We start from the raw sequence: 23,372 nt of genomic DNA, 5'->3' as shown, positions 1-23,372 counted from the left end.
AGGATGCTGTCAATAAGAATTTTGCTACCGGCTTATAGCCGACCCTCCGTACGCTGACGGCATCCGGTGCGAGACAGGGAGGTTCACCCGCGATGACCGACTCCGTGCACGGCATGACGGGCACCATCACGTCACCGATTCGGGAGGCGGGCGCACTGGGTGAGGTACTGATCTCGATTCGCGGGGGCACCGAGCTCTATCTTGCCCGAGCCGACGAACCGATCGCCGCCTGGACCACCGTGTTGATCGTCGCGGTCCACCCGGGTCGCCTGGTCGACGTGGTCACCTGGATTCCGCTTCCCTCTGAATGAAAGGGGCCCGCGATGCTGGGCTATCACGTTCCCGATCCCGACGAAGCCATGCTGGTCAGTGGCGCCAAGACCAAGGACGACACCCCGTTCAAGGTGGTCATCGGACGCGGCACCTGGGTGGTGCCGCTGTTCCGCAAGGTCCGATACCTGTCACTGGCCATGTTCGAGTCCGAGATCCGCGAGCGCTGTGTCACCAAGCAGGCCATCCAGCTCGATGTGCGTGCGGTGATCGCGTTCAAGGTCGCCAACGACACCCAGTCGATCGTCAATGCGGCACAACGCTTCCTGTCCGAACAGGAGCAGGAGATGTCGGTGCTGACAGGGCGGATCTTCTCCGGCCATCTGCGCTCGATCGTGGGCTCGATGACCGTCGAGGAGATCATCCGCGAACGTCAGAAGCTGGCCGACGAGGTGCTCATCGCCTCCAAGGTGGAGATGAGCAATATCGGCCTGTGGGTCGACTCGTTCCAGATCCAGTCCATCGACGACGGCAACCTCGGCTACATCAATGCCCTTGCGGCGCCGCACAATGCGGCCGTCCAGCGCGATGCCCAGATCGCTCAGGCCCAGGCCGCCCAGCGCTCCGCCGAAGCCGAGCAGGAGTCGTTGCGCCGTCGCGCCGAATACGAACGCGAAACCTCGATCCTCAAGGCCGAGTATCAGCGCGACATCGACAAGGCCAACGCCGAAGCGGCACAGGCGGGCCCGCTCGCCGACGCCATCGCCAGGCAGGCCGTGCTGCACGCCCAGGCCGAGCAGGCTCGCAAGAACGCCGAACTGCGCGAACAGCAACTCCAGGCGGAAGTGGTGAAACCCGCTGAGGCGGAGGCGGAACGAGTCCGCATCCTCGCGGTGGCCGAGGCCGACCGCACCCGTATTCAGGCCGAGGCGGCGGCGTCCAACAACCGCATCGCGCTGGACCAGATGCTCATCGAGCAACTCCCGGAAATCGTCAAGCAGGCCTCGCACGGCCTGGCGGGCGCCAACCTCACCGTCCTCAACGGCCCCGACGGCGTCGGCGAGCTGCTCAACGGCATGGTCGGCCAGGGTCTGACGGTCTTCAACTCCCTGCAGAAGGCCCTGTCGAACGGCGAGGTCGACAAGGTCTGATCGCCGCCACGGCGCGGCCCGAGCACTCGAACCGGCAGGGCTGACCGAATACCAGGTCAGTCCTGTTGGTTCACGAGTGCGGTCACCCGGATCTCGACGCGCATGCCGGGAGCGCCGAGGGCGGCGACGCCGATTTGGGTCCAGATCGGCGCGCGCTCGCCCATGTGCTTGCGGAACTGCTCGACCATGACGCGGTTGTGCGCGTCGCCGATCGTGTCCTCGACCGCCGGGATGTGGAAGCTGTCCACGGCTATGACATCGGTCCAGGTCGCCCCGACCGTCGCGAGCGTGCGCTCCACGTTCTCGAAGGCCTGGACGATTTCTTCCTCGAGGGATTCGGGGAAGGTGATGTCGTCGTCCCAGCCACCTTGGCCCGAGATGTCGACGCGGTCGCCGACGCGGACCGCCTGTCGGTAGTGAAGCAGGTCGAAGAGGGTCCGGCCGTATCCCGGGGTGCTGGCGAAGGTGGCGGTGCTCATCGCGACAAACCTTTCATTTGACTTCAACTATGAAGTCAAACTAGCACGGAATGACTTCACGTGTGAACTCAATTGTCCTCGCTATGATTACCCGATGACTGCGGTGACCCCAGGATCCGACGGCGCGGACGCCGAGGCGCCGGCGTGGCTGAACGCGGAGGAGAAGGAAGCCTGGACCGGCCTGGTCTCACTGATCCTGCTGCTGCCGGGCCGTTTGGAGGCGCCGCTGCAGGCAGAAGCGGGGCTGACGCTCTTCGAGTACCTCGTGCTGAGCCATCTGTCCGAGGCTCCCGAGCACCGGATCAGGATGAGCGAGCTGGCCTTCCTGGCGAACGGATCGCTGTCGCGGCTCTCGAACGTCGTCAAGCGATTCGAGCAGCGGGGCTGGGTAACCCGAGCGCCCGACCCCGACGACGGTCGGTACACGGTCGCTTCGCTCACCGACTCCGGGTACGCGACGGTCGTGGCGGCGGCGCCGACGCATGTGCGCGCGGTCCGCGAGCGCTTCCTCGATCAGATGAGCGCCGCCGACGGACGAGCGCTGGCCCGGATCGCCGCCAAGCTGCGCGTGCGCCCCGCCGATCTGGCCTGAAACCAGCGGTTACGCCCGGCGCAGGGCGAACATGCGCAGGTCGCGGGTGGTGCGGTCGCGGTAGGCGGCGTAGGCGCCGGTGATGTCGATGAAGCGGGCGAAGATCGCGTCCTTGTCCGCGTCGGTGACCGGGGTGGCGGTCACCGGGATGCGTTCGCCGGCGATGGCGACGGTGGCTGTCGGATCGGCGAGCAGGTTGCCGGTCCAGGCCGGGTGGTGGGCCTGGCCGAAGTTGGAACCGACCACGTACAGGGTGTCGCCGTCGTGGACGTAGAGCAGCGGCTGGGTGCGCGCGACGCCGGACTTGCGGCCGGTGGTCGTGAGCAGGATCACCGGGGCGCCGATCGGGCCGAGCACGGTGTACTTGGCGTCGGTGCGCTCGAGCAGGGCGCGGTCGAGCGGGGTGATGGTGCGGATCAGCCAGGAACCCGGCTTGGTCGCGGCGAATCGGTTGGCGGCGCGGGACAGCGGATTGGCGCGGGAGCCCCACTGGCGATCCGGGAACTGCGATGTCATGGGCCGGACTATAACGCGACCGATCGGACCCCACCGAACCCCTGAATCGCCGACGATTCACTAAGCTCGCGAGCATGGTCGAACAAGCGCCGTCCACCGTGTACATCGCCTCGCCCGAGGGCGACACCGGAAAATCTACGGTGGCACTGGGTGTCCTCGGCATGCTGTGCGCGACCACCGCACGCGTCGGCGTGTTCCGTCCGATCACCCGCTCCACCGACGAACCCGACTACATCCTCGAACTGCTGCTCGAGCACAGCACCGCCGATATCAGCTACGAACAGGCCATCGGCGTCACCTACGAGGACGTGCACCGCGACCCCACCGCCGCGATCAGCGACATCGTGATGCGTTTCCACGACGTCGCCAAGGCCTGTGACGCGGTGGTGATCGTCGGCAGCGACTACACCGACGTCGCCAGCCCGAGCGAGCTGCGCTTCAACGCCCGGATCGCGGTGAACCTGGGCGCGCCCGTCCTGCTGGTCGTTCGCGGCGCGGAACGGACGCCCGGCGAGGTCAAGCAACTGGTCGAACTGTGTACCGCCGAGCTCACCACCGAGCACGCCCACCTGGTCGCGATCGTCGCCAATCGCTGCGCACCCGACGAGCTCGACGACATCGCGACCGCACTGGCCGGTTTCGACGTGCCGTCCTGGACGCTGCCCGAGGTGCCGCTGCTGATGGCGCCGACCATGGGCGAGCTGTGCGAGGCGATCGACGGCGAAATCTACAGTGGCGACCCGGAATTGCTGCAGCGTGAGGCGCTGCGCATCATGGTCGGCGGCATGACCGCCGAACACATCCTGGAGCGACTGTCCGACGGTGTGGTGGTGATCGCTCCTGGCGACCGCTCCGACGTGCTGCTGAGCCTGGTGAATGCCCATGAGGCAGAGGGGTTCCCGTCGCTGGCGGGCGTGATCATGAACGGCGGCCTTCGCCCGCATCCGGCCATCGCCCGGCTGATGGAGGGCCTGCACCCCAGGCTGCCGATCCTGGCCACCGAGCTGGGGACCTACGACACCGCCAGTGCCGTGCACGGCACTCGCGGCCGGATGTGGGCGGGTAGCCCGCGCAAGGTCGACACCGCGCTCGCGCTGATGGAACAGCGGGTGGACGCGCCGGAACTGTTGCGGCGCATCCAGGTTCCGTCCTCGACCGTCGTGACGCCGCAGATGTTCGAGTACCGGCTGATCGAACGCGCCCGCGCCGACCGCAAACGCATCGTGCTGCCGGAAGGCGACGACGACCGCATCCTCCGCGCCGCCGGCCGGGTGCTGCAGCGCAAGATCGCCGACCTCACCATCCTCGGTGACGAGACGTCGGTACGGGCCCGCGCCGCCGAGTTGGGTGTGGATATCGCCGACGCCCAGGTGATGGCGCCGCGCACCTCGGGCTACCTCGACGAATTCGCCGCCGAATACACCGAATTGCGCAAGCACAAGGGCATGACGCTCGAGCGCGCGCGCGAAACCATGTCCGACATCTCGTATTTCGGCACCATGATGGTCTACAAGGGGATCGCCGACGGCATGGTCTCCGGTGCCGCGCACACCACCGCGCACACGATCCGGCCCTCGTTCGAGATCATCAAGACGGTGCCGGGCGTCTCCACGGTGTCGAGTGTGTTCCTGATGTGCTTGGCCGATCGTGTGCTCGCCTATGGCGATTGCGCGGTGGTCCCCGATCCGACCTCGGAGCAGCTGGCCGATATCGCGGTGTCCTCGGCGGGCACGGCGGCCCGTTTCGGGATCGACCCCCGGGTGGCGATGCTGTCCTACTCGACCGGCGCGTCCGGCACCGGCGCCGACGTCGACAAGGTGCGCACGGCCACCGAACTCGTGCGTGAGCGTGCGCCGGAACTGCCGGTGGAAGGCCCCATCCAGTACGACGCGGCGATCGAGCCCGCCGTCGCCAGCGCCAAGCTGCCCGATTCCGAAGTGGCGGGCAAGGCAACGGTTTTCGTCTTCCCCGACCTCAATACCGGCAACAACACCTACAAGGCGGTGCAGCGCAGCGCCGGCGCGGTCGCGATCGGGCCGGTGCTGCAGGGTCTGCGCAAGCCGGTGAACGATCTTTCGCGCGGCGCGTTGGTCGCCGACATCGTCAACACGGTGGCGATCACCGCCATCCAGGCTCAGGGGATGGCAAGTGAGTGACCTGGTTCTGGTACTGAACAGCGGCTCCTCGTCGATCAAATATCAACTGCTGCACGCTGTCTCGGCCCAGGTGCTGGCATCGGGCCTCGTGGAGAAGATCGGCGAGTCGCACGGCGGCAGGATCGTGCACGAGGCGGGGCCCGCGAAACTCGACTACGACGGGGCGATACCCGACCACAGAGCCGGTCTGCTGCGGGCGTTCGAGATGTTCCGCGAGACCGGCCTCGACCTGACCACGATCGGCATCGGCGCGGTCGGGCACCGGGTGGTGCACGGCGGCGAGGTGTTCTGGGAACCGACCCTGATCACCGACGATGTGCTGCACGCGATCGACGAACTGTCGGTGCTCGCGCCGCTGCACAATCCCGCCAATGTGGTCGGCATCGAGTCGACGCGGGAGCTGCTGCCCGGCATTCCCGAGGTCGCGGTCTTCGACACGGCGTTCTTCCACACCTTGCCCGACGCCGCCAAGACCTACGCGATCGACGCGAAACTCGCCGCGGCCCACGGTATTCGCAAGTACGGCTTCCACGGGACCTCGCACCAGTACGTGTCGGAGAAGGCTGCGCAGTACCTGGGGAAACCGGCCGAAGAGCTGAACCAGATCGTTTTTCACCTGGGCAACGGGGCGTCCGCTTCGTCGATCCGCGGGGGCATCGCGATCGACACCACCATGGGGATGACCCCACTCGAAGGTCTGGTGATGGGAACCAGGCCGGGCGATCTGGATCCCGGTGTCACGCCGTATCTCATGCGGGCGGCCGATCTGGACGTGAGTCAGGTGGAGCAACTGCTCAACCGCAGCTCCGGCCTCAAAGGCATGAGCGGGGTCAACGACTTCCGCGAATTGCAGCAGCTCATCGACAGCGGCGACACCCAGGCGAAGCTCGCCTACGACGTCTACATCCACCGCCTGCGCCGCTATCTCGGCGCCTACCTGGTGGAACTCGGCACCGTCGACACCATCATCTTCACCGCCGGTGTGGGGGAGAACAGCTCGGCGGTGCGCGCCGACGCACTGGCGGGTCTACAGGCGCTCGGCATCGAAATCGACCCGACCCGCAATGAGAAGAGAGCACCGGGCATCCGCCGCATTTCGCCGGAGTTCGCCCCGGTGACCGTGCTGGTTGTCCCTACCAACGAAGAACTGGCCATTGCCCGCGCGGCCCACGAGCTGGTCGGCGGGCGCTGAGCTGGTGGGCACTGAGCTCAGAACCAGGATTTCGGTCGTAGTGAGTTCGCCAGATCGACGAGGGCGTAGCGGTGCGTCCGGTCCGGGGCGTTGCGGGCGAGCGAGCGCAGGCCGGATTCGGTGCCGTCGCGCAGTTCGCGTTCGGTGAAGGCGCGGCCGAACAGCTTGGCGTCCTTACGTTTCGGTGTGTTCCCGGCCTGTAGCCAGGCCAATGCCGAGCCCTGGACCAGCGTGCGCATGAGGGTGGCGCGGTGCTCGCCCGCTGGGATGGACTGGGCGCGCGAGGCGGCCAGCCGCAGGATCTGCTCGTCGAGTTCGGCGACGGGAGAGCTGGTGAGCAGCAACAGGATCGCCGTGGTCTGAGCGGTGGTGAAGTGGCGGGACGCGGCGGGCACATCGTCGAGGGCGTGGACCGCTTCGCCGACTCGCCCGGCCACCGCCAGTTGTCTGGCCAGGCCGAATGCCGCGCTCACCACGGCCCTGTCGGTGCGCCAGACGGTGTCGTAATAGCGTTCGGCGAAACTTCGCCACTGTTCGGGGGCGTCGGAATCCCAGTGTTGCAGAATGAGTTCCGCGGTGGCGGCCAACGCCAGCTTCGGTGCGATCTCGCCCGGCAGCACTCGCAATACCGCCTCGAACGACGCGAAGGCGGCCTCGAAGTCGAGTTCGAGCAGATGGGCCTGACCGGTGAACCAGTCGGTGCGCCAATCGGATTCGCTGGGCACCCGATCGAGCATGTGCAACACCGCCGCCGACTCGCCCAGTTCCAGCCGCGCTCGCGCCTCGGCGAAGAGCAATTCGCCCGCCAGGGTGTCGGGTGCGTTGTCCGGATCGGCCTCGGCCCGCTCGCGGGAGTCGTGCAGTGCCTCGAGCACCCGCTCCGGCTCGGGATTGGCGGTGGCGGCCAGCAGCGGCGCCGACGGATCGGCGGGGTCGATCAGCGGAATCGGCAGTGCGGCCACCACATCGCGGGAATCCAGCAGCGGCGAGCGACCCACACCGTCGAGATACGCGTCGGTCTGGCTGATCAGTTCCTCGGTCCCGAAGCTGGTGCGCTGTGGACTGAACACTGTGGACAGCTGTGGATGTTCCGTGCCGGTGTCGTAGGCGAGGATCTCGCGCAACACCCCGGCCAGCTGCGCCGACATCGCCCGCGCCGACGGAAAACGCTGTGCCGGATCGGGATCGGTGGCGGTGAGCAGGAATCGATGGAAGAACTCGTAGCGGGCCAGCAGTGGTTCGTCGGCGGGGTCGGGGATGCCGTCGAGGTAGCGGCCGTGTTCGCTGGGCAGCGCCAGCGTGAGCGCGGCGATCGTCCGGCCCACGGTGTAGACATCGGAGGCGGGCGTCGGCCCGGTGCGGGCGATCTCGGGCGCCTGGAAACCCTTGGTGCCGTACAGGTTGCCATAGGCGTCGATGGTGGCGACCGCGCCGAGGTCGATGAGCTTCACCTGATCCTCGGTGACCATCACGTTGTCGGGCTTGAGGTCGTTGTAGGTGAGGCCGATCGAATGCAGATGTTCCAGCGCGGGCAGGATCTCCAGCACATAGGCGATGGCCTCGGCCAGCGGCATCTGCTCGCCACGTGGCCTGGCATCGAGAATGTCGCGCAGCGAATGCCCGCCCACATACTCCATCACGATGTAGCCGATGGACCCGTCACCCGCGGTGTGCTCGACGAAGTTGTGGATCTTGACGATGCTCGGGTGCGCCACCTCGGCCAGGAACTGGCGCTCGGCCACCGCGACGGCCTGCGCCTCGGCGTCACCCGCGTGCAGCAGGCCCTTGAGTACCACCCACCGATCGCTCACATTGCGGTCGATGGCCAGATAGATCCAGCCGAGACCGCCGTGCGCGATGCACCCCTGGATCTCGTACTGCCCGGCGACCATATCGCCCTCGTGCAGCGACGGCCGGAAATCGTAGGCGGCCCCGCAGGTTTCGCACTCACCGCTGGTCGAGGCGGCTCGCGCCGGCGTCGACCGCCCGACCGGATTGCCGCAGCGCCAACAGAACCGACGGCCTTCCGAGACCATCGGATCGGCCAGCACGGCGTCCCGAGGGTCGGCCGGGGTGACTGTCGGAATCGGCACCAGCCCGGCGCCGAGCCGCCGCGTGGGCCGCGACCTCGCGGTCCGCACACTGCGCCCCGACCGCGCGGTACTCACCCCGGTCTGTGGCGCGGACGGCCAGGAATCGGACGTCGCTCGTGCGCCGGGCGCATCGTCGCGCTGGGCTGCCTCGGTCGCCGCGTGCGGTGCGTTCACCGGAACCCGCTGTGCCGCTTCGGTCGCCGCGTAGGGCGCGGTTTCGGCGGGGCGATGTGCCATTTCGGTTGCCGCGTAGGACGCGGTCTCGCGGGTGCGCTCGCCCGCCGCGTTCGGGGCCTCAGGGGCGCGTTGCGTCGCTTCGGTGGGGACATGCGCGGCGGATTCTTGTGCGGTCGGCGCGGGGCGGCTCGCCCGCTGCGTAGCGAGATGGTCCCGCGCGTGTTGCGAGGCTTCGACGTCGGCCGGGGAAACGTCGCCCTGTTGGACGGCCCCGGACGCTTCGGCGCGCCGGGTGGCATCGGTCGCGGGGGTCTGGTCGCGGCTGCTCGCTTGCTTCCTGGCGAACTCCGAGGCGGCCTCGGCGGTGAGTTTGGGCAGTGGCCGCGTCTCGTCGTCGCCGGGCAGCGTCCACCCACCGGGCAGCGTGCCAGGACGGTGGCGCTGGGTCAGCTGGGTCGGCTCGCGCCGTTCCTGGTCATCCGGTGCAGCGGTGTGGGGTGCCGATTCGGCGGGTGCCGGGTCGTGGTCGGCGTCGTGCCGGGCTCGGGGGTGCACCGGCGATTCGGCGGGCGCCTGATCCTCCGGGGCCGGATCGCGTCGCCCTGGCTCTTCGCTGGTCGGGTTCGTGCTCATGGCCGTCAGTCCTGGTACTTCGGTGCGGGCGGGCTCGGTGTCTCGCCGAGCGTCGCGAGCCAGCGGCGGTGGATGCGGGTCCAGGTGCCGTCGTTGCGGATGCGGTCCAGGGTGGAGTTGACGAAACGCACCAGGTCGTCGTCGCCCTTGGGAATCCCGATGCCGTACGGCTCGGCGCTGATGCTCCCGCCCACCACTTCGGTGTAGGGGTCCTGGGCGGCCAGGCCCGCCAGGATCGAGTCGTCGGTGCTCACGGCATCGACCTGGCGTTGTTGGAGCACCACCAGGCAGTCGGCCCAGGTGGGCACCGTCAGGATCGTGGCGGCAGGCTGGTCGCGGCGGATGTGGTCGAGCGAGGTGGTGCCGCGCACCACGCACACCCGCTTGCCCGCCAGATCGGCCAGGCCGTCGATGCCCGAACCCTTCACCGCGAGCACCCGCTGGTCGGCCCGCAGGTACACCGTCGAGAACGCCACCCGCTGACGTCGCTCGCAGGTGATCGTCATCGTCTTCGCGATCAGGTCGACCGTGTGATCCTGCAGTGCCCGCTCGCGCTCTTCCGAAGCGAGACTGCGGTATTCGATCAGATCAGGATTGCCGAGCAGGTCGCGGGCGATCTCGCGGGCGATGTCGGCGTCGAACCCGACGATGCGACCGGTGAGTGGATCGCGGAAGCTGAACAGGTTGCTGCCCGCGTCCAGGCCCACGACGAGCCTGCCGCGCGCGCGAATGGCATCGATCGTCGGGCCGGTGGCGGTGCTCGGTCGCAGACTCGCGGTCGGATCGCCACACTGTTCGCCGCCGGTGGGCGGCACCGGGGTGTCGGTGCCGATCGGAATGGCCTTCGCGGGCAACGGAGGTTCGGAATAGACACCCCGCTCAGCGGGCGCGGGGGCGCCCTCGGAGCAGCCTGCGAGCAGTCCGGCCAGCATCAGTGCCGCGATAACTCGGCCGCGCCTCATCGGTACTCCCGCAGTCGCGGCCACAAACCGAGCGCGACGCATGCCGCCGCCGCGATCCCGAGCACGAACGCGCCGGGGGCGAGGAACGACAGCACATCGATCGCCTGCGACACCCTGGCGCGCAAGGTGTCTCGCGTCACCGCGCCCGCCTTGTCCAGTGCCCGATCGAGTGCGTCGACCTGGGCGGCGGAATCGGCGGCGCTCGGACCGGTCGCGACGGTGGCCGCGCCCACGAAATCGCCCCGCTGGAGGGTGTCGTTCATCCGCTGATGGGCCGACTGCCAGCGGGTGAGCGCGGCGCGCGCGTGCGCCACCTCGTCGCGGGCAGGCGCGTCCGCGGGGTAACCGGCGAGCAGCTCGTTGAGCCGGGTGGCGTTCGTATCGAAGGTGCGGTCGTAGTCACCGGTCGCGTCGCGGCGGACCAGCTTCACCATTTCCGCTGATCTGGCTTGCTGCACGAGGATTCGGCTCTCGGCCAATCGCGCCGATGGCACCGCGCCCTCGTCCCGGCAGCGAATCATCGCCACCGCGGAGAGCGAACCGGCCGCCACCGTCCAGATCAGGGTCAGCGCCAGCGCGCCGGTGCCGACCAGCAAGCCCATGTTGAAGAATCGGCGCGAGCGCCGCGCCAGCTCGACCTGCACCCAGATCAGCGCGCCGAGCGCCACCACGAGCAGCACGATCGCCGTCCACGGTGGTTGCACGTGCCGGTACTGCGCGGCGGTGACCGCGTCGAAGCGGTGGTCCTCCAGCTCCTCGGCCATCGGCAGCAGTCCGGTCTGCATCTGATGTGATGCCTCGCTCAGATAGGCCGCGCCGACGGGATAGCCGTTGCGATTGTTCACCCGCGCGGTCTCGATCAGCCCGCTGTAGACGGGCAGCCCGGTCGCGATGCCGGTACGCAGGCGGCGGTCGGTGCCCGACGGATCGGCCGCCTCTTCGTCGGAGACGTGCCCGGCCTGGGTCACCAGTTCGGCGGCGGCCTCACCGATGGCCTGGGTATAGCGGTCGCGCACCGCTTGGGGTTCGAGTCCGCCCGCGATGAACGCGGTGCCCGCGGCGGCGTCGGCGATGGAGAGCGAGGTGTAGAGGTGATTGGCCGAATGCGCGTCGGGTTCGGTGTCGTCGAGCAGGACGCCGAGAGCTTGCTGACGCTCGCTCACGGTCGTCGAAGTCACCGCGCCCGCGGTGACGCACAGCACCATCAGGACCAGTCCGGCGGCAACGAGCCGACCCGGCGAGGACTGCGCGAAGCTGCGCAACCGGGCGGGTTGGAACTGCGCGCGCAACGCTCTGACGTCGGGCGCGGGCGGCCGGTCGACCGGCGCGGCCGGTCGGCGCAGCGGCGCCCAGCGCGGTGTCAACGGTGCCGCGCCGGCCGCCTCGGAGTGCTTCGCACCCGTCGTGGCCTGCGGTGACGGGCGAACGCGGACGGCCGCCACCTCCGTCGAGGCATTGCGATTCCCCGGTTCGACCATCGTTCACCTCCCGGCGCTGTCCGTGCACACCTACCTGTGCGGAGTTTATTGTGGGCCTACGGGTAGCGCAGCCCCTCACACACCCCCGCAGCGGTTGCTGTACGGCTGCTCGGAGGAAAGAGTATGGGATGCGCGGCGACGGAGACGGCTGGTTCAAGGGCCCCGATGGGGCCAAGCACTGGGGAAAATTCGGTGCGGCGGGTCTGCTGCTGCGCGCACCGCTGCCCGGTGGCGGGTCCGCGGTGCTGCTGCAGCACCGGGCGCCGTGGAGTCATCAGGGCGGCACCTGGGCGCTGCCCGGTGGGGCGCGTGACTCGCACGAGTCGCCCGAGCACGCGGCGGTCAGGGAGGCCGAGGAGGAAGCGGGCATCGCCGCCGCCGACCTCCGGGTCAGGGCCGAGCGCCTGACCATGACCGCCCCCAGCGGCTGGACCTACATCACCGTCGTCGCCGACGCCGACAAGCCGCTGCCCACGGTCGCCAACAAGGAGAGCGCCGAACTGGCCTGGGTCCCTGAGGACGAGGTCGCCGATCTGCCGTTGCATCCCGGCTTCGCCGTCGCCTGGATCGAACTGCGCGCGGTGCCGTTGCGCGTGCGCCTGGACGCCGACGCCGAGCTCGCGCAAGCGCTACCCCGCACAGTCGAACTGCCCGACCAGGGCTTCTTCTGGCTGCACGCGCGGGCCGACGGCCCCGGCGTCGAAGTCGTTCTCGACGGTGAGCCCACCGAAGGCCCGGTCCTCACCCGGGCAGACGTTCTCGCCTGAGTCCGTACCTCCTCGACCCGACTGCGCGCACATCGCAGCCACGCCGGTCGTGGCACTCAGTCAGCGGCGAGGAGGGCTTGCTTCAGTTCGCGAGCCGCGGCTTCCGGATCGGCGGCTTCGGTGATCGCACGGACGACGACCACGCGGCGGGCACCGGCGGCCAGCACCTCGGGGAGTCGTTGCGCGTCGACGCCGCCGATGGCGAACCAGGGGAGGGTGGGATGGGACTCGGCGGTCGAGCGGACGAAGTCGACGCCCGCGGCCTGGCGGCCGGGCTTGGTCGGCGTGGTCCAGATCGGGCCGGTGCAGAAGTAGTCGAGGTGGCCGTCGATCGCGGCCAGACTCGCCTGGTTGCGGTTGTGGGTGGAGCGGCCGATCACCACATCGGGGCCGAGGACGCGTCGCGCGTAGGACGGCGGCAGGTCTCCTTGGCCGAGGTGCAGCACATCGGCGCCCGCGGCGAGTGCGATATCGGCGCGATCGTTCACCGCGAGCAAGGCGCCGTGGCGACGGGTCGCGGCCTTGATCTCGGCGAGCGCACCGAGCTCGGCCTTCGCCTCGAGCGGCCCGAATTCGGCCTCGCCCGGCGATCCCTTGTCCCTGAGCTGCACGATGTCGACTCCGCCTGCCAGCGCCGCGTCGACGAAGCGGGACAGATCACCTTTTTCCCGCCGCGCATCGGTGCACAGATACAGCAGTGCACTCGACAGGCGCTCCCTTGGCGGGACGGAACGGTTCGGATGGGAGGGCTGCACGTTCTCGACGGTAGTCGCGCTACCGTTGGAGTGCGAACGCCGTGGCGGGCGGTAGGCGAAAAAGACAGGTGGAACGGGATGCGAACTCTGGCGGTCGTTGGCGGCGGCGCCGTCGGACTTGCCGTCGCATGGCGGGCCGCCGAGGCGGGCTGGACGGTCACCGTCTACGACCCCGAACCCGCGCGCGGCGCCTCCTTCGTGGCCGGTGGAATGCTGGCGCCGCTGTCGGAAGGCTGGCCGGGGGAGGACCGGGTGCTCGCCTTCGGCGCGGCCGCGCTGGCGCAGTGGCCCGCTTTCGCCGAACGGCTCCGAGCGGTCTCGGGTGAATCGATGTTCGTGGCCGAGGAGACGCTCACCGTCGCCCTCGACAGCGCCGATGTCACGGACCTGCGCACCGTCTCGGACTGGCTGGCCGGCTTCGGTCACGATCTGCGGGTGCTCGACCGTGCGGGAGTCCGCGCGCTGGAACCCGCGCTCGCGCGCACCGTCCGCGCCGGCCTGCACGCGAAAACCGAACCCGCCGTCGACAATCGGCGCGTACTGCGTGCGCTCCGATCCGCCTGCGCCGGAGCCGGTGTCGAGATCCGTGCCGAAGCCGTTGCCGCGCTGGAGGAGCTACCGCACGACCGGATAGTCCTCGCGGCGGGCGCCCGCTCCGCCGAGCTCTGGCCCGGCCTGCCGGTGCGCCCGGTGAAGGGTGAAATCCTCCGGTTGCGTCGCAGGCCCGGCGTCAGCCCGCCACCGACCAGGGTGATCCGCGCCCGGGTCCACGGCAGGCAGGTCTACCTGGTCCCCCGCGAAGACGGAATCGTTGTCGGTGCAACACAATACGAGGCGGGCTTCGACACCACCGTCACTGTCGGCGGTGTCCGTGACCTGATCGCCGACGCCGAAACCATCCTGCCCGGCATCGCCGAATACGAACTGGCCGAAGCGAACGCGGGCTCGCGGCCGGGAACCCCCGACAACCTGCCGCTGCTCGGCCACCTCGACGACCGGGTCGTTGCCGCCACCGGTCACGGCCGTAACGGCATGCTCACCCTCGCGCTCACCGCGGCGGTCGTGCCCGCGCTGCTCGACGGCGAGACCCCCGTGGTCGTCGAAGCCGCAGCACCTCAACGTTTTCCGGCATCGCAGATGCCATCTCTGTCGCAAGGAGGAGTTCGATGACCTCGACCATTCCGATCGGCGTCACCGTCAACGGTGTCGACCACGAGTTCCCCGAGCCGCTCAGCGTCCGTGAACTGCTGACCAAGCTCGAATTGCCCTGCCAGGGTGTGGCATTGGCGGTGGACGGCGCGGTCTTCTCGAAGTCGCGCTGGGACGAGCCGGTCGGGCGCGGCTGGACCATCGAGGTGCTCACGGCGGTGCAGGGTGGCTGAGTCGCCGTTGCGGATCGCCGACAAGGAGTTCGGCTCCCGCCTGATCATGGGCACCGGGGGCGCCGAAAACCTCGCAGTCCTCGAACAGGCACTGATCGCCTCGGGCACCGAGCTCACCACCGTCGCCATGCGCCGGGTCGATGCCGCGGGCGGCACCGGCGTGCTCGACCTGCTCAAGCGCCTCGACATCACCCTGCTGCCCAACACCGCGGGCTGTCGCACCGCCGCCGAAGCCGTACTCACCGCCCAGCTGGCCCGTGAGGCGCTCGACACCAACTGGGTCAAGCTCGAGGTGGTCGCCGACGACCGCACCCTGCTGCCGGACCCGTTCGAGCTCCTCGACGCCGCCGAGAAGCTCGTCGACGACGGTTTCGTGGTTCTGCCGTACACCAACGACGACCCGATCCTCGCCCGCCGCCTCGAAGAAGCGGGCTGTGCCGCGGTGATGCCGCTCGGCTCCCCGATCGGCACGGGCTTGGGCATCGGCAACCCCCACAACATCGAGATGATCGTCGCCGCCGCCGGGGTCCCCGTGATCCTCGACGCGGGCATCGGCACCGCCAGCGACGCCGCTCTCGCCATGGAACTCGGCTGCTCGGCAGTCCTGCTCGCTACCGCCGTGACCAGGGCGAAAGAGCCCGAACTCATGGCGTCGGCCATGTCGGCCGCCGTGCGTGCGGGCTATCTGGCCAGGCAGGCGGGCCGTATCCCCAAGCGTTTCTGGGCTCAGGCTTCTTCCCCAGCCGTCTAGGGGTCGAAGGTCATCCTCGAGGATGACCCGACTCGCTACTTCTCGGCGACGCGCGGCACGGCGATCGTGAGGCAAGCTGGGGCGCATGATCGAGCTGAAGGGCCTGACGAAGCAATTCGGCCAGACCGTCGCGGTGCAGGACCTCACGTTCACCGTCCGACCAGGACTGGTGACCGGGTTCCTCGGACCCAACGGTGCCGGTAAATCGACGACCATGCGGATGATCCTCGGATTGGACAAGCCGACGGCGGGCAGTGCGCTCATCGACGGCAAGCAGTACCAGCAGCTGGAACGCCCGCTCACACAGGTCGGCGCGCTGCTGGATGCCAAGTGGGTGCATCCGAACCGCTCGGCGCGCGCCCACCTGGAGTGGCTGGCCGCCTCCAACGACATCCCGAAGTCGCGGGTCGAAGAGGTCCTGCGACTGGTCGGCCTGTCCGAGGTGGCGAACAAGAACGCGGGCGGATTCTCGCTCGGTATGTCCCAGCGTCTCGGACTGGCGGGCGCGCTGCTCGGCGACCCGAAGGTGCTGCTGTTCGACGAGCCGGTCAACGGCCTCGACCCGGAGGGCATCCTGTGGATCCGCCGGTTCATGCAGCGCCTGGCCGCCGAGGGACGCACGGTGCTCGTGTCGAGCCACCTGCTCTCGGAGATGTCGCAGACCGCCGAGCAGCTCATCGTCATCGGTCGTGGTCAGCTGATGTTCGACGGCACCACCCAGGAGTTCATCGACCGTGCCTCCGAGCAGTCGGTGCGCGTGCGCAGCCCGCAGCTGGATCAGTTGCGCAGCCTGCTCACCTCGCACGGCATGACCGTGAAGGAAGACGGCGACGCCGCGCTGATCGTCGCGGGCGTCACTTCCGACGAGGTCGGCAAGGTGGCGGGCACGAACAACGTCACGCTCTACGAGCTGGCACCGCAGCAGGCCTCGCTCGAGGAAGCGTTCATGCGGATGACCGGCGGCGCCGTGGAGTACCACGGTGAAAGCTTCGATCAACAGGCGATGGGAGGTGCGCTCTGATGGGCGTGCTCGCAGCGGAACGAATCAAACTCACCTCCACCCGCTCGCCCTGGTGGTGCTCGGCGGTCGTGGTGGTGCTCGGCATCGGCCTCGCCGTGCTGATCGCCTTGGTCACCAACGCCGACTCCACCGGGGATTCCGGCGAGGGCCCGCCGTTGCTCACCCCGAGCGTGGCGGTGTCGGGTGTCGCCGGCTTCGGCGTCATGGTCCTGATGATCATGGCCGCGCTGACGGTGACCAGCGAATATCGCTTCGGCGTCATCCGCTCCAGCTTCCTCGCGGTCCCGAACCGATCCAAGGTCGTGCTGTCGAAGACCGCGCTGGTCGGCTTCTACTCGGCCGTGCTCACCGGTGTGCTCGCGCTCATCGCGTTCATCGTGGCCAAGCTGATCACCGGTGACGACGCTCCCGGTCTCGTGCTCGACGGCAACTGGCGAGCCATCTACAGCGTGCCGATCTACGCGTTCCTGTGCGTCATGCTCGCCATCGGTGTCGGTGTGCTGGTGCGCCAGTCCGCCGCGGCGATCTCGCTGATCGTGCTGTGGTCGCTGCTGCTGGAGAACCTGCTCGGCGCGTTCGGCAGCTTCGGCCGCACCGTCAAGCCGTTCCTGCCCTTCCAGAACGCGAACCGTTTCCTGAGCGTCGAGGAGTACGCAGGCGACTGGCACTGGGGTGTGTGGGGAAGCCTGATCTACTTCGCCGTGTTCGTGGCGATCGTGTTCGCCGGCGCACTCGTGCTGGTCAACCGCCGCGACGCCTGACAATCCTGCCCGGGCCGCCCTCGCATTGGCCCGGGTCGCGAGGGCCGCGACCTTGTCGGGAGGTCGCCCCTGCACGAGCCCCCGGCGTCCGCTGCCCGGACGCCGGGGGCTCGCGCATATCCAGTGAGTGCCTGGGTAACTCGCCGGGTACGGGCGAACGCGCCCACGCACGGAACCGCCGGACGCGTCACCTCGTCCCCACTCACCTGAGTCTGGCTGGAAGTCTCGGGGAGGCGGATCGGCTAACCTTTGAGCGTGAGTGAAACGCCTTCTGGCGGGGTGAATCCGCGGCGGCGCGACGCCGCGGACGTGTCCATCCCGTTGGAGCCGATCGTGAGTGAATCCGCCGAGTCCGACACCGATGCGCGCGCGAGCCGCAAGCGCGCCCAGATCTCGTCGAAGCTGCAAGCGGCCAACCGCCGGGCGGACCTGATCGGCGCCTTACGCAAGGCGCGCCACCAGCTGCCGGGCGACCCGTCCTTCGGCGACCCGCTGTCGGTGACAGGACCCGGCGGTGCGCGCGCGGTGGCCCGGGCGGCGGACAAGATCGCGGGCGGCGCCCCGACCGCGGCCAGGGAAATCGGTTTCGGTGCCCTACAGGTGTGGCAGGCGGGGCTGGAGCGGATCGGGCGTGGGCGCGGTTCCGAGGAGGTGACCATCGTGTTCACCGACCTGGTCGGGTTCTCGAGCTGGTCGCTGTCGGTGGGCGACGAGCGCACCCTGGAACTGCTGCGCAAGGTCGCCAAGGCCATCGAGCCGCCGATCGTCGAGCGTGGCGGTCAGGTGGTCAAGCGGATGGGCGACGGCCTGATGGCGGTGTTCTCCTCGCCCGATCGTGCCGTGCGCGCCGCGCTGGCGGCCCGGCGCAATCTCGCCGGGGTCGAGATCAACGGCTACACCCCGCGTATGCGGGTGGGCCTGCACACCGGCTCGCCCCGGGAGATCGGCGGCGACTGGCTCGGCGTCGACGTCAACATCGCCGCCAGGATGATGGAGGCTGGCGGCAACGGCAACACGATGATTTCCAGCGTCACGCTGGCCGCGCTGCGCCCGGAAACCCTCGAGGAGCTGGGCGTCGTCGCCAAACCCTACAAGCGCAACTTCTGGGCGGCGCCGCTGAGCGGCGTCCCGGAGGACGTCAGGATCTTCCGGCTACACACGACGAGCTGAGCGCTTTTCCAGCCGATCCTGTTCCTTCCAGTACTCGCGGAAGGCCTTCTGGGTCGGGGTGGGCTTGTCGGTCAGTGCCTGCCAGTTCGTCGAACGCACGAAGTCGATGATGAGCAGCACCGGCAGGATGAACGCGTGGAAGAAGATCAGGTAGTCGCCGCCGTCGAACACGAACCACAGGTATCCCGCGTATCCGAGGAACGCGATGCCGAACACCGCGTTGAGCCCGCGCGAGAGCTGGCTGCGGCCGTTGTCGACGTTGGCCATGATGATCATCGCGAGGCCGCTGAGCGCGAGCAGGCCGACATACCAAGTGAACATGTGGGCAAGCCAACAGCCCTCGCCTTGCCCTGATCTTGCGAAAGTCTTGCTACTCCAGCCAGAGCGCGGCGCCGAGGCCCGCGAGGACAGCGGCGACGATCAAACCGATCGCCACCGGGCGGTTGTTCTTCCAGGTCGTGTACGCGCCGCCGAGCAGGAATCCGGCGAGGGCGAAGAGGAGGACGGACAGCATGGGTTCCATCTTGCCTGGTGGATTGCACGGAATTAACAAGCACGCATGCTTGCTTTTTTTCTGAACCGCTGCGATCCTGGGTGCCATGAGTGCTCTCTCCGCTGACCCGGACCTGATCCGGATCGGGAATTGTTCCGGGTTCTACGGTGACCGGCTCAGCGCCATGCGCGAGATGCTGGAAGGCGGTCAGCTCGACGTGCTGACCGGCGACTACCTCGCCGAACTCACCATGCTGATCCTGGGCCGCGACCGGATGAAGGATCCGAGCCTCGGCTACGCCAAGACCTTCGTCAAGCAGATCAAGGACTGCCTCGCGCTCGCGCTCGAGAAGAACGTCCAGATCGTCACCAATGCCGGCGGGCTGAATCCGGCCGGGCTGGCCGAGCAGTTGCGCAAGGTCGCCGCCGAGCTCGGGCTCGATGCCGAGATCGCGCACGTCGAAGGCGACGACCTGGTCTCGCGGGCCGCCGAGCTCGATCTGGGTCAGCCGCTCACCGCCAACGCCTATCTCGGCGCGTGGGGGATCGTGGAGTGCCTGAACTCCGGCGCCGACATCGTTGTCACCGGTCGCGTCACCGACGCCTCCGTGATCGTGGGTCCGGCGGCGGCCCACTTCGGGTGGGCCCGTACCGATTACGACGCGCTCGCCGGTGCGGTGGTCGCGGGCCACGTGATCGAGTGCAGCACTCAGGCCACCGGCGGTAACTTCGCCTTCTTCACCGAACTCGGTGACATCGGCCGCCCCGGCTTCCCGATCGCCGAGATCCGCCGCGACGGGTCCTGCGTGATCACCAAGCACGACGGCACCGGCGGCGCGGTCACTGTCGACACCGTCGAAGCCCAGCTCATGTACGAGATCCAGAGCGCGCGCTACGCCGGACCCGACGTCACCACCCGCCTGGACAGCATCGTGCTGAGCCAGGAGGGCAAGGACCGGGTATTGATCAGCGGCGTCACCGGTGAGGCCCCGCCGCCACAGCTCAAGGTCTCGCTGAACACCCTCGGCGGCTTCCGCAACGAGATGTCGTTCATCCTCACCGGACTCGATATCGAGGCCAAAGCCGCACTGGCACAACGACAGCTGGAATCCTGGCTGCCGGACAAACCCGCCGAGCTCACCTGGACCCTGGCTCGCCTCGATCGCCCCGACGCCGAGACCGAAGAGCAGGCCAGCGCGATCCTGCGCTGCGTGGTGCGCGATGCCGACCCGAACAAGGTCGGTCGCGGGTTCTCCAGTGTCGCTGTGGAATTGGCGCTCGCTAGCTACCCGGGTGCCAGCTTCACCGCGCTGCCCGGAAACGGTTCGCCCTACGGTGTCTTCACCCCGGGTTTCGTCGACGCGCACGAGGTGCCGCATATCGCCGTGCTGGCGAACGGCACCCGTGTCGACATCGCCCCCGCTACGGAAACCGTTGTCCTCGAACCTGTTTCCGAACCCGAACTGCCCGCACCGCTGCCGCCCGCCGAAACCCGTCGAGTCCCGCTCGGCACTATCGCGCTCGCGCGCAGCGGCGACAAGGGCGGCGACGCCAATATCGGCGTGTGGGTGCGCACCGACGACCAGTGGCGCTGGCTCGTGCACACCCTCACCGTCGAGAAGCTGCGAGAACTTCTTCCCGAGACGGCCGGCCTGACCGTCACCCGCCACGTGCTGCCCAATCTGCGCGCGGTCAACTTCATCATTTCCGGGCTGCTGGGCAAGGGCGTCGCCTACCAGGCACGTTTCGACCCGCAGGCCAAGGGGCTCGGCGAATGGCTGCGCTCCCGCCACATCGATATGCCGACGGAGCTGTTCGCATGACCTCAGTTTGGGAAACGCCGGAGCGAAAAGAGCTGCGCGCCACTGTGCGCGGGTTCGTCGAACGGGAGATCCTGCCCGACCTCGATGCCTGGGAGCGGGCCGGTGAACTACCGCGCGAGCTGCACAAGAAGGCAGGCGAACTCGGCCTGCTCGGCATCGAGTACCCGGAATCGGCGGGCGGCGAGGGCGGCAACGCCATCGACTCGGTGATCGTGGGCGAGGAGATCCATGTCGCCGGTGCGTCCGGCGGCCTGTGGGCCTCGCTGCTGACCTGTGGAATCGCGCTGCCGCACATGATCGCCTCGGGCAACCAGGCCCAGATCGACCAGTGGGCCAAGCCGACGCTGGCCGGTGACCTGATCGGTTCGCTGGCCATCACCGAACCCGGCGGGGGTTCCGATGTCGGCCACCTCACCACCACCGCCGTGCGCGACGGTGAGGACTTCATCATCAACGGCGCCAAGACCTTCATCACCTCGGGCTGTCGTGCCGACTTCGTCGTCACCGCGGTGCGCACGGGCGGCCCTGGCGCGGCCGGTGTTTCGCTGATCCTGGTGCCGAAGGACACGCCGGGCTTCACCGTCAGCCGCAAGCTGGAGAAGATGGGCTGGCTGGCCTCGGATACCGCCGAGCTGTCGTACGTGGACGTACGGGTGCCCGCCTCGAACCTGGTCGGCGCCGAGAACAGCGGCTTCGCGCAGATCGCCGCCGCGTTCGTCAGTGAGCGGGTGGGCCTCGCGGTGCAGGCGTATTCGCTGGCCCAGCGCGCGCTCGACCTCACCGTGCAGTGGTGCCGCGATCGCGAGACCTTCGGCCGGCCGCTGATCAGCCGCCAGAAGGTACAGATGACACTCACCGATATGGCACAGCGCGTGGATATCTCGCGCACGTACACCCGGGCGCTGGTCGAGCGCTACGTCGCCGGCGACGAGAACCTGATCGCTCAGGTGTGCTTCGCCAAGAACAACGCCGTCGAGACCGCCGAATGGGTGGCCAACCAGGCCGTGCAGTTGCACGGCGGGATGGGCTACATGCGCGAGGCCGAGGTCGAGCGCATCTACCGCGATGTGCGCATCATCGGCATCGGCGGCGGCACCAACGAGATCCTGACCATGCTGGCGTCGAAAGTATTGGGGTACCAGTCGTGACGACCTTCCGTTCCCTCATCGACACCGCCTCGCCCGAGTACACCGCGGCCGCCGAGGCGATGTCCACCAAGCTCACCGAGGTCGAGGCGGAGTTCGCCAAGGCCATCGCCGGTGGTGGCCCCGACAAGGTGGCCCGGCACCACAAGCGCGGCAAGCTGACCGCACGTGAGCGCATCGAACTGCTGCTCGACGAGGACTCGCCGTTTCTCGAGCTGTGCCCACTCGCCGCGTGGGGCAGCGACTTCCACGTCGGCGCGTCGACGATCGCCGGCATCGGCCTCGTCGAGGGCGTCGAGTGCATGATCGTGGCGCCCGACCCGACGGTGCGCGGCGGTACGTCGAACCCGTGGACGCTGCGTAAGACACTGCGTATCAACGACATCGTCCGGGAGAACCGGCTGCCGGTGATCTCGCTGGTCGAGTCCGGCGGCGCGGACCTGCCGACGCAGAAGGAAGTGTTCATCCCGGGTGGCGCGATGTTCCGCGACCTCACCCAGGCCTCGGCGGCCGGAATCCCCACCATCTCCCTGGTTTTCGGCAACTCCACCGCCGGTGGTGCCTATATCCCCGGTATGTCCGACTACGTGGTGATGGTCAAGGAAGCCGCGAAGGTCTTCCTCGCGGGCCCGCCGCTGGTGAAGATGGCCACCGGTGAGGACTCCGACGACGAGACCCTCGGCGGTGCCGAGATGCACGCCCGCACCTCCGGTCTGGCCGACTACATGGCCGCCGACGAGCAGGACGCGATCCGCCTCGGCCGCAATATCGTTCGTCGCCTGAACTGGAAGAAACAGGGACCGGAGCCGCGCGCGGAGGTGATCTCGCCGATCTACGATCCCGAGGAACTGCTCGGCATCGTGCCCTCGGACCTGAAGATCCCGTTCGATCCCCGCGAGGTCATCGCCCGCGTGGTCGACGGTTCCGATTTCGACGAGTTCAAGCCGCTCTACGGCTCGAGCCTGGTCACCGGCTGGGCCGAGATCAACGGCTACCCGATCGGCATCCTCGCCAACGCGCGCGGCGTGCTGTTCTCCGAGGAATCGCAGAAGGCCACCCAGTTCATCCAGCTGGCCAACAAGAAGAACACGCCACTGTTGTTCCTGCACAACACCACCGGCTACATGGTCGGCAAGGAGTACGAGCACGGCGGCATCATCAAGCACGGCGCGATGATGATCAACGCGGTCGCCAACTCCACGGTCCCGCACATCTCGCTGCTGATCGGCGCCTCCTACGGCGCCGGGCACTACGGCATGTGCGGGCGCGCGTTCAACCCGCGCTTCCTGTTCGCCTGGCCGAGCGCGAAGTCCGCCGTCATGGGTGGGGCGCAGCTGGGCGGCGTGCTCACCATCGTGCAGCGCGGCGCGGCCGAGTCCAAGGGCCTGCCGTTCGACGAGGAGGCCGCCGCCGGTCTCGCCGCGATGGTCGAGGCGCAGATCGAGGCCGAGGCCATGCCGATGTTCCTGTCGGGCAGGCTGTTCGACGACGGCATCATCGACCCCCGCGACACCCGCACCGTGCTGGGAATGGCTCTGTCGGCCGTTCACACAGCCCCGATCAAGGGCGCCGAGGGCTTCGGCGTCTTCCGAATGTGAGATGCGCT

At 68.5% G+C, this 23,372-nt stretch carries 23 protein-coding genes; 15 read left to right on the top strand and 8 right to left on the bottom strand.

Annotation, left to right across the window (positions count from 1 at the left end; translation table 11 throughout):
- The first annotated feature begins 92 nt into the window (after positions 1 to 92).
- Both ACWGCN_RS13605 and ACWGCN_RS13600 read left to right on the top strand, forming a co-directional pair.
- A complete protein-coding gene (locus ACWGCN_RS13605) occupies positions 93 to 311 on the top strand; it encodes a hypothetical protein (RefSeq protein WP_056814983.1) in 219 nt (72 codons plus the stop codon).
- Between the two features lie 12 nt (positions 312 to 323).
- Positions 324 to 1,421 (top strand): SPFH domain-containing protein, encoded by a 1,098-nt coding sequence (locus tag ACWGCN_RS13600; protein ID WP_062986140.1) that lies wholly within the window; start codon positions 324 to 326, stop codon positions 1,419 to 1,421.
- Positions 1,422 to 1,477: 56 nt separating this feature from the next.
- Here ACWGCN_RS13600 and ACWGCN_RS13595 read toward each other — a convergent pair whose 3' ends face one another.
- Positions 1,478 to 1,900 carry a Rid family hydrolase gene (locus ACWGCN_RS13595; protein ID WP_452458128.1) on the bottom strand — a complete coding sequence of 141 codons (423 nt, stop codon included), beginning with the start codon at positions 1,898 to 1,900 and terminating at the stop codon, positions 1,478 to 1,480.
- A gap of 94 nt (positions 1,901 to 1,994) precedes the next feature.
- On the opposite strand from ACWGCN_RS13595, the gene ACWGCN_RS13590 reads away from it, so the two are divergent.
- A complete protein-coding gene (locus ACWGCN_RS13590) occupies positions 1,995 to 2,492 on the top strand; it encodes a MarR family winged helix-turn-helix transcriptional regulator (protein ID WP_452458127.1) in 498 nt (165 codons plus the stop codon).
- Between the two features lie 9 nt (positions 2,493 to 2,501).
- Here the strand turns inward: ACWGCN_RS13590 and ACWGCN_RS13585 are convergent, their stop codons facing one another.
- Positions 2,502 to 3,008, bottom strand: coding sequence for a nitroreductase/quinone reductase family protein (locus ACWGCN_RS13585; protein ID WP_378996064.1), 507 nt, complete (start codon positions 3,006 to 3,008; stop codon positions 2,502 to 2,504).
- A gap of 74 nt (positions 3,009 to 3,082) precedes the next feature.
- Here ACWGCN_RS13585 and pta point away from each other — a divergent pair, with 74 nt between their 5' ends.
- Together pta and ACWGCN_RS13575 are read left to right on the top strand one after the other, a co-directional pair.
- Positions 3,083 to 5,164 carry a phosphate acetyltransferase gene (gene pta, locus ACWGCN_RS13580; protein WP_452458126.1) on the top strand — a complete coding sequence of 694 codons (2,082 nt, stop codon included), beginning with the start codon at positions 3,083 to 3,085 and terminating at the stop codon, positions 5,162 to 5,164.
- Positions 5,157 to 6,356: an acetate kinase gene (locus ACWGCN_RS13575; protein ID WP_387445495.1), complete on the top strand. Its 1,200-nt coding sequence runs from the start codon at positions 5,157 to 5,159 to the stop codon at positions 6,354 to 6,356. Before pta ends, ACWGCN_RS13575 begins: the two co-directional genes overlap by 8 nt.
- A 17-nt stretch (positions 6,357 to 6,373) precedes the next feature.
- Here ACWGCN_RS13575 and ACWGCN_RS13570 read toward each other — a convergent pair whose 3' ends face one another.
- The 3 genes from ACWGCN_RS13570 to ACWGCN_RS13560 form a co-directional block, all read right to left on the bottom strand.
- Positions 6,374 to 8,686: a serine/threonine-protein kinase gene (locus tag ACWGCN_RS13570; protein ID WP_379312745.1), complete on the bottom strand. Its 2,313-nt coding sequence runs from the start codon at positions 8,684 to 8,686 to the stop codon at positions 6,374 to 6,376.
- Between the two features lie 578 nt (positions 8,687 to 9,264).
- Entirely contained in the window at positions 9,265 to 10,221 is a 957-nt protein-coding gene (locus ACWGCN_RS13565) for a glutamate ABC transporter substrate-binding protein (protein WP_452458125.1), read from the bottom strand.
- Positions 10,218 to 11,699 (bottom strand): hypothetical protein, encoded by a 1,482-nt coding sequence (locus tag ACWGCN_RS13560; RefSeq protein WP_452458124.1) that lies wholly within the window; start codon positions 11,697 to 11,699, stop codon positions 10,218 to 10,220. Before ACWGCN_RS13560 ends, ACWGCN_RS13565 begins: the two co-directional genes overlap by 4 nt.
- 128 nt (positions 11,700 to 11,827) lie before the next feature.
- Here ACWGCN_RS13560 and ACWGCN_RS13555 point away from each other — a divergent pair, with 128 nt between their 5' ends.
- Positions 11,828 to 12,466: an NUDIX domain-containing protein gene (locus ACWGCN_RS13555; protein WP_452458123.1), complete on the top strand. Its 639-nt coding sequence runs from the start codon at positions 11,828 to 11,830 to the stop codon at positions 12,464 to 12,466.
- Between the two features lie 56 nt (positions 12,467 to 12,522).
- On the opposite strand, the gene thiE is transcribed toward ACWGCN_RS13555, so the two are convergent.
- On the bottom strand, positions 12,523 to 13,221 hold the full coding sequence (gene thiE / locus ACWGCN_RS13550) for a thiamine phosphate synthase (protein WP_378633686.1): 699 nt from the start codon (positions 13,219 to 13,221) through the stop codon (positions 12,523 to 12,525).
- Positions 13,222 to 13,299: 78 nt separating this feature from the next.
- On the opposite strand from thiE, the gene thiO reads away from it, so the two are divergent.
- The 6 genes from thiO to ACWGCN_RS13520 all read left to right on the top strand — a co-directional run bounded on the left by thiO (position 13,300) and on the right by ACWGCN_RS13520 (position 18,306).
- Positions 13,300 to 14,391 (top strand): glycine oxidase ThiO, encoded by a 1,092-nt coding sequence (gene thiO, locus ACWGCN_RS13545; RefSeq protein ID WP_378996076.1) that lies wholly within the window; start codon positions 13,300 to 13,302, stop codon positions 14,389 to 14,391.
- A complete protein-coding gene (gene thiS / locus ACWGCN_RS13540; RefSeq protein WP_378633691.1) occupies positions 14,388 to 14,603 on the top strand; it encodes a sulfur carrier protein ThiS in 216 nt (71 codons plus the stop codon). Before thiO ends, thiS begins: the two co-directional genes overlap by 4 nt.
- The gene (gene thiG, locus ACWGCN_RS13535) at positions 14,596 to 15,354 is read left to right on the top strand and encodes a thiazole synthase (protein ID WP_449967819.1); all 759 of its coding nucleotides are present in this window, start codon (positions 14,596 to 14,598) and stop codon (positions 15,352 to 15,354) included. The genes thiS and thiG overlap by 8 nt, the downstream gene beginning before the upstream one ends.
- 85 nt (positions 15,355 to 15,439) lie before the next feature.
- Positions 15,440 to 16,375: an ABC transporter ATP-binding protein gene (locus ACWGCN_RS13530; protein ID WP_378633694.1), complete on the top strand. Its 936-nt coding sequence runs from the start codon at positions 15,440 to 15,442 to the stop codon at positions 16,373 to 16,375.
- On the top strand, positions 16,375 to 17,136 hold the full coding sequence (locus ACWGCN_RS13525) for an ABC transporter permease (RefSeq protein WP_378633697.1): 762 nt from the start codon (positions 16,375 to 16,377) through the stop codon (positions 17,134 to 17,136). The genes ACWGCN_RS13530 and ACWGCN_RS13525 overlap by 1 nt, the downstream gene beginning before the upstream one ends.
- Before the next feature lie 315 nt (positions 17,137 to 17,451).
- Positions 17,452 to 18,306 carry an adenylate/guanylate cyclase domain-containing protein gene (locus ACWGCN_RS13520; protein ID WP_387445878.1) on the top strand — a complete coding sequence of 285 codons (855 nt, stop codon included), beginning with the start codon at positions 17,452 to 17,454 and terminating at the stop codon, positions 18,304 to 18,306.
- Here ACWGCN_RS13520 and ACWGCN_RS13515 read toward each other — a convergent pair.
- Together ACWGCN_RS13515 and ACWGCN_RS13510 are read right to left on the bottom strand one after the other, a co-directional pair.
- On the bottom strand, positions 18,289 to 18,627 hold the full coding sequence (locus ACWGCN_RS13515; protein WP_452460261.1) for a hypothetical protein: 339 nt from the start codon (positions 18,625 to 18,627) through the stop codon (positions 18,289 to 18,291). The two genes, ACWGCN_RS13520 and ACWGCN_RS13515, sit on opposite strands and share 18 nt — an antisense overlap.
- 49 nt (positions 18,628 to 18,676) lie before the next feature.
- Positions 18,677 to 18,820, bottom strand: coding sequence for a hypothetical protein (locus tag ACWGCN_RS13510; protein ID WP_378633702.1), 144 nt, complete (start codon positions 18,818 to 18,820; stop codon positions 18,677 to 18,679).
- Between the two features lie 85 nt (positions 18,821 to 18,905).
- Here ACWGCN_RS13510 and ACWGCN_RS13505 point away from each other — a divergent pair, with 85 nt between their 5' ends.
- From ACWGCN_RS13505 to ACWGCN_RS13495, 3 genes are read left to right on the top strand one after another with little or no spacing between them, the layout of a single operon-like run.
- Positions 18,906 to 20,621, top strand: a complete 1,716-nt coding sequence (locus ACWGCN_RS13505; RefSeq protein WP_452460260.1) for an acyclic terpene utilization AtuA family protein — start codon at positions 18,906 to 18,908, stop codon at positions 20,619 to 20,621.
- Positions 20,618 to 21,769: an acyl-CoA dehydrogenase family protein gene (locus ACWGCN_RS13500; RefSeq protein WP_378996086.1), complete on the top strand. Its 1,152-nt coding sequence runs from the start codon at positions 20,618 to 20,620 to the stop codon at positions 21,767 to 21,769. Before ACWGCN_RS13505 ends, ACWGCN_RS13500 begins: the two co-directional genes overlap by 4 nt.
- Positions 21,766 to 23,364 carry an acyl-CoA carboxylase subunit beta gene (locus ACWGCN_RS13495; protein ID WP_378996089.1) on the top strand — a complete coding sequence of 533 codons (1,599 nt, stop codon included), beginning with the start codon at positions 21,766 to 21,768 and terminating at the stop codon, positions 23,362 to 23,364. The genes ACWGCN_RS13500 and ACWGCN_RS13495 overlap by 4 nt, the downstream gene beginning before the upstream one ends.
- Positions 23,365 to 23,372 lie beyond the last annotated feature (8 nt).

The sequence above is a fragment of the Nocardia sp. NPDC055050 genome (assembly GCF_053608345.1).
Note: the sequence above shows the minus strand (reverse complement) of the source record. Positions and strands in the feature narration are given on the sequence as shown.